Source organism: Corynebacterium sp. MSK122, assembly GCF_030229435.2.
GTDB lineage: Bacteria > Actinomycetota > Actinomycetes > Mycobacteriales > Mycobacteriaceae > Corynebacterium > Corynebacterium marquesiae.
The window spans coordinates 1-5039 of sequence record NZ_JASPHV020000045.1; the positions used below are offsets into that span (position 1 = coordinate 1).

General features: G+C 60.0%; 5 protein-coding genes. 2 read left to right on the plus strand and 3 right to left on the minus strand.

All coding sequences use genetic code 11. The features are described from left to right. Positions 1 to 56: 56 nt before the first annotated feature. Positions 57 to 899 carry a DNA adenine methylase gene (locus QP934_RS11235; protein ID WP_419127570.1) on the minus strand — a complete coding sequence of 281 codons (843 nt, stop codon included), beginning with the start codon at positions 897 to 899 and terminating at the stop codon, positions 57 to 59. 334 nt (positions 900 to 1233) lie between these two features. On the opposite strand from QP934_RS11235, the gene QP934_RS11240 reads away from it, so the two are divergent. Beyond that, the gene (locus tag QP934_RS11240) at positions 1234 to 1812 is read left to right on the plus strand and encodes a TetR/AcrR family transcriptional regulator (protein WP_284791421.1); all 579 of its coding nucleotides are present in this window, start codon (positions 1234 to 1236) and stop codon (positions 1810 to 1812) included. Positions 1813 to 1930: 118 nt separating this feature from the next. Here QP934_RS11240 and rpsT read toward each other — a convergent pair whose 3' ends face one another. Both rpsT and QP934_RS11250 read right to left on the minus strand, forming a co-directional pair. Then, complete coding sequence (gene rpsT, locus QP934_RS11245) at positions 1931 to 2194, minus strand: 30S ribosomal protein S20 (protein WP_049378501.1); 264 nt, start codon at positions 2192 to 2194, stop codon at positions 1931 to 1933. 271 nt (positions 2195 to 2465) lie between these two features. Next, positions 2466 to 3002 (minus strand): type II toxin-antitoxin system PemK/MazF family toxin, encoded by a 537-nt coding sequence (locus QP934_RS11250; protein WP_049378502.1) that lies wholly within the window; start codon positions 3000 to 3002, stop codon positions 2466 to 2468. Between the two features lie 18 nt (positions 3003 to 3020). On the opposite strand from QP934_RS11250, the gene lepA reads away from it, so the two are divergent. After that, positions 3021 to 4871 carry a translation elongation factor 4 gene (gene lepA / locus QP934_RS11255; protein ID WP_269953590.1) on the plus strand — a complete coding sequence of 617 codons (1851 nt, stop codon included), beginning with the start codon at positions 3021 to 3023 and terminating at the stop codon, positions 4869 to 4871. Positions 4872 to 5039 lie beyond the last annotated feature (168 nt).

Below are 5039 nucleotides of genomic sequence, written 5' to 3' on the forward strand. Positions count from 1 at the left end.
AGATCTACACTCTTGGCTATTCGTCGGCAGCGTCAGATGTGTATAAGAGACAGCCGCTAGTCACCGCGAACCTCGTAATTGCGTACCAGGACTTCGTCGACCTTGCCCCGCTTCGAGCCAACGGAGTTAATCGCCCGCGTCGCCCCCACGATGCCTACTTCATAGTTCGCGTACAGCTCCCGGATGAAATCGGTAGCTGAATTCGACAAGAGGAACTTCACCCCGCGCCTATCCAAGTCATCGCAGACCTCTTTGAGCCGCTCTTGCTCCGCTCTGTCAAAGCCGCCCTTTTGGTAGCCGGTAAACGAGCTCGTCACGTTCACCGGGTCATAGGGAGGGTCGAAGTACACAAAGTCTCCTTCGCGTGCCTCTGCCACCGCCACGGCGAAATCGCCCTGCGAGAAGGCCACATCATTATCCGCAAAATACCGGTGGACCGCGCGCAGCGTTTCTTCATCGCAGATGGTGGGATTCTTATAACGCCCAAACGGCGCGTTGAATTGCCCCGCCGCGTTCACGCGATACAGGCCGTTATAGCAGGTGCGGTTGAGGTACAACGTCCGCGCGGCGCGCTCAACAGGGGAGAGGGCGGCAAACCGCTGGGCATCCCGGTCCGCTGCGCGCAGCGCATAGAAAAACTCTGCCTCATTGGGATAGCCCGCGAGCTCGGCAATGAGCTCATCGACGCCGTCGCGCACCACCTCATAGAGGTTGATGAGTTCACCATTGAGATCGTTGACCCGTGCTCTGGCCGGCTCGAGAGAGAAAAGCACCGCGCCGCCACCGATGAAGGGTTCATAAAAACGCCGCGGGGCATCCGCCGGCAGGGCGGCGTGGATATGCGGCAAGAGCTGGCGCTTCCCGCCCGCCCATTTGACCAGTGGCTTAACGTTTTTCATCGTTGACTCATCTTAGCCGCCCTACCGGACACGAGCACCATCGGGCTTTCGAACGCGCGATCGGATAAATCGGGTGCGCGACCGGGCGGGCTTAGCGCCTTTGGTTGTCTAACGTCACAGTTTTCCCAAATAGTGCCATGACGGGCGAAAATGTGCAGACGCACCGGCGGGGAATTTCCATGGCGCGCATGGTGGTTTCCCTGACCGAATATAAGGTAATAAAATCGCCTCAAAATCCCTTAGTTTGTAGACAAAATAGAATTTCCGCGCAATTCCTTGGGGAGAAAGAAAAGATACTGAAGCTTGTAGAGCGTCGGGACAGAAAGGGGCATTCATGCCGCGTATATCAAAAATCCGAGTCGCTGCGCTCAACCTCGTTATCGAGAATGGTTATGACGGGTTCACCATGGAGGAGCTCGCCCACAAAGTGGGCGTTTCCCGCCGTACGCTTTTTAATTACATAAAAGACAAAGAATCGGCAGTTTTAGGCCCCGAAATGTCGGAGGAAGTGGAGAACCAATTCCAAAACTTCGCCGCTGGCTTGCCCACCGGAAGCCTGCGCGAAGATTCCGAAATCATAGCCATGGCCGAGTTTAACCGTGCCGTAGGCGATGAGTTTTTCCCCGAAATTTCTCAGCTCACGGCCCAGGCGCTGGCTAAGGACACGAAACTGCGTGCCCTGTACTGCCAGCGCAATGGCCGCATCATTCAGCGCGTCCGCCAGGCCGTGCAGGCCCGCGAAGGTTGGAAGTCCTCCGATCCGCGGCTCACGCCGACCGTCAACATCATCTACATCCAGTTCCTGACCGCCTTCGAGACCTTCGTGGAAACCCGCGGCGGCACTTCGCTTGCCGACGCCTTCCGCAACGCCGGCGCCATCTTCGAAGACTATTTCAACGACGAACTGGCCTAAGCGCCCCGCTTAAGTCCCGCCCGGCCTTGCCTGCCGGTTCCGCGGCCTAGAGTGGGCCAAGAAAATCCCCCGGCGCGCTCCGTAGAGCGCGACCGGGGGATGATCTGTGCAATGGCTCTTAGTCCATCTTGTTGAACGCGGAAGCCATGCCGGACTTCTTGTTGGCTGCGGTGTTGCGGTGGAAGACACCCTTGGACACGGACTTGTCCAGGGCGCGGGATGCCACGCGCAGCTGCTTCTCAGCAGCAGCCTTATCGCCAGCGGCAACGGTCTCGCGGAACTTGCGGATCTCGGTGCGGACGGCGGAGCGAACGCCCTTGTTGCGGCGACGTGCCTTCTCGTTGGTGATAACGCGCTTCTGCTTGGACTTGATATTTGCCATGAAAAATACCTCTTAGTAATCGAAAGTGATTGACATAGAAACCGACCTACTCGGACTACTCCCGCGGCCAGCATTCACTGGCGCGCTCGGCGCTGGTATTCGAAGAGCGAACCCAAGGTCCTGCCCGCCCCGACCAGCGCGCCCGGCAAGTAAGTAACCAACACACAATAGCAGTACAGAACCCGACCTGCCAAAACCCTCCCTGCGGCCGTCGTCTCCCAGGCTGCTGGCTCCCAGTCCGATGGCTCCCTATCCGCCGGCCGCGCGGCGGCTAGGCCCAGTGATAGCGCGCTCGCAACCTATTCGCGATTCGTTCGAACCTGCGTTCCGGAAAAAGCGTGCCTTGCCGGCGCACCTGCTCCTCGGACACCTCGAGTAGACGGTCGAGGCGCACCCAGCAATCGCAGCCGGACTCGTCCCACTCGCCGGAGCCGATTTCCAGCCAGGCGTCGTCAAGCGCGTGCTTTGGGTTGGGGGAGATAAGCAAACCCAACACCGTGGTGCGGGTGCGGCCGACGACCAAAATGGCGCGCTCGCGCGGTGGCGCCTGCTTGCCTTCGGCCGGCACCCACACCCAGACCACCTCGCCGGAATCAGCCTGGCCGTCCATATCGGGGGTGAAAAATATGGACCGGGGGTGGGAGGCAGTGGCCTCTACCTGGATATCGGCGGCCTTGCGCGGCTCGTGGAACTCATCCGACCTATCCAGCCCCAACCGGGAATTAATGCGGCTCAGGCCGGTGTCTATTGGCTCGCGCTCGCTGATTCCCAGCGCTTGGCGCAGACGGGTGAGCATGCCGCTTTTCATGTCGACTATTGTAGACGTATGTCTGAAAACTTTGCGGCCACGACGTTTACGGATCCCGCCCGAATCCGAAACTTCTGCATTATTGCTCACATCGACCACGGCAAGTCGACGCTGGCGGACCGCATCCTGCAGCTATCCAAGGTGGTTGCGGAGCGCGATATGCGTGATCAGTTCCTCGATAATATGGACATCGAGCGCGAGCGCGGCATTACCATTAAGGCGCAGAACGTGCGCCTGCCCTGGGTGCCCCAGTCCGGCACCGCGCAGGGGGAGCAGATCGTCCTACAGATGATCGACACCCCCGGCCACGTGGACTTTACCTACGAGGTCTCCCGCGCGCTCGAGGCGTGTGAAGGCGCCATCCTGCTTGTCGACGCCGCCCAGGGCATCGAAGCCCAAACCCTTGCCAACCTCTACCTGGCGATGGAAAACGACCTGGAAATCATCCCGGTCCTCAATAAAATCGACCTGCCGGCCGCTGACCCGGAAAAATACGCGCTGGAGATCGCCAATATCATCGGCTGCGAGCCGGAAGAGGTGCTGCGCGTGTCGGGCAAGACCGGCGAGGGCGTCGTCGAGCTGCTGGATAAGGTCTGCGAGCTAGTCCCGCCGCCATCTTCTGAATTCGACGCCGATGCGCCGGCCCGCGCCATGATTTTTGACTCTGTCTACGACACCTACCGCGGCGTTGTCACCTATATCCGCATGGTGGACGGCAAGCTCACCCCGCGCCAGAAGGTCACCATGATGTCAACCAACGCCAACCACGAGCTGTTGGAAATCGGCATCGTCTCGCCCACAATGCAAAAGTGCGAGGGTTTGGGCCCGGGCGAGGTGGGCTACCTCATTACCGGCGTAAAGGACGTCCGCGAGACCAAGGTGGGCGATACCGTCACCTGGTCCAACGGCGGCGCCGAGACCCCACTCAAGGGCTACAAGGATCCGGACCCGATGGTCTACTCCGGCCTTTTCCCCATCTCCCAGGCCGATTTCCCGGACCTGCGCGATGCCCTGGAAAAGCTGCAGCTTAACGACGCCTCCTTAACCTTCGAGCCCGAAACCTCCGTCGCCCTCGGCTTTGGTTTCCGCTGCGGCTTCTTGGGACTTTTGCACATGGAAATCACCCGCGACCGCTTGGAGCGTGAGTTCGGCCTCGACCTGATTTCCACCGCGCCTTCCGTGACCTACAGAGTGGTGGCTGAAGACGGCGAGGAAAAGTGGGTCCATAACCCGTCTGATTGGCCGGAAGGAAAACTTAACGAGGTCTATGAGCCCGTGGTGAAGATGACCGTCATCGTGCCCGAGCAATTCGTCGGCCCCACCATGGAGCTGTGTCAGTCCAAGCGCGGCCAGATGGGCGGCATGGACTACCTCTCCGAGGACCGCGTGGAGCTGCGCTACACCATGCCGCTCGGCGAAATCATCTTCGACTTCTTCGATATGCTCAAGTCTCGCACCAAGGGCTACGCTTCGCTGAACTATGAAGAGGCCGGCGAGCAGCTCGCGGACCTAGTCAAGGTCGACATTTTGCTCAACGGTGACCCGGTCGATGCCTTCTCCGCCATCGTCCACCGCGATTCCGCCCAGTGGTACGGCAATAAGATGACCAAGAAGCTCAAGGAGCTCATCCCGCGCCAGCAGTTCGAGGTGCCCGTCCAGGCAGCCATCGGCTCGAAGATCATCGCCCGCGAAAACATCCGCGCTATGCGCAAGGACGTGCTGGCCAAGTGTTACGGCGGCGATATCTCCCGTAAGCGCAAGCTGCTGGAGAAGCAGAAGGCCGGTAAGAAGCGCATGAAGACGCTGGGCTCCGTCTCGGTGCCGCAGGAGGCCTTCGTGGCTGCGCTGTCTACCGACGCCGATGATTAACCCACCCAAGCACGCCGAACCCACCTCGCAGCCGCGCCTTGGTTGCGAGGTCGAGTCCAGCGGTAGTCTTTTGCGGCGGACTTGAGCGCCCACGCCGCGCCCAGCCCGTCCGGTCCTGTCTCTTATACACATCTGACGCTGCCGACGAATAGCCAAGAGTGTAGATCT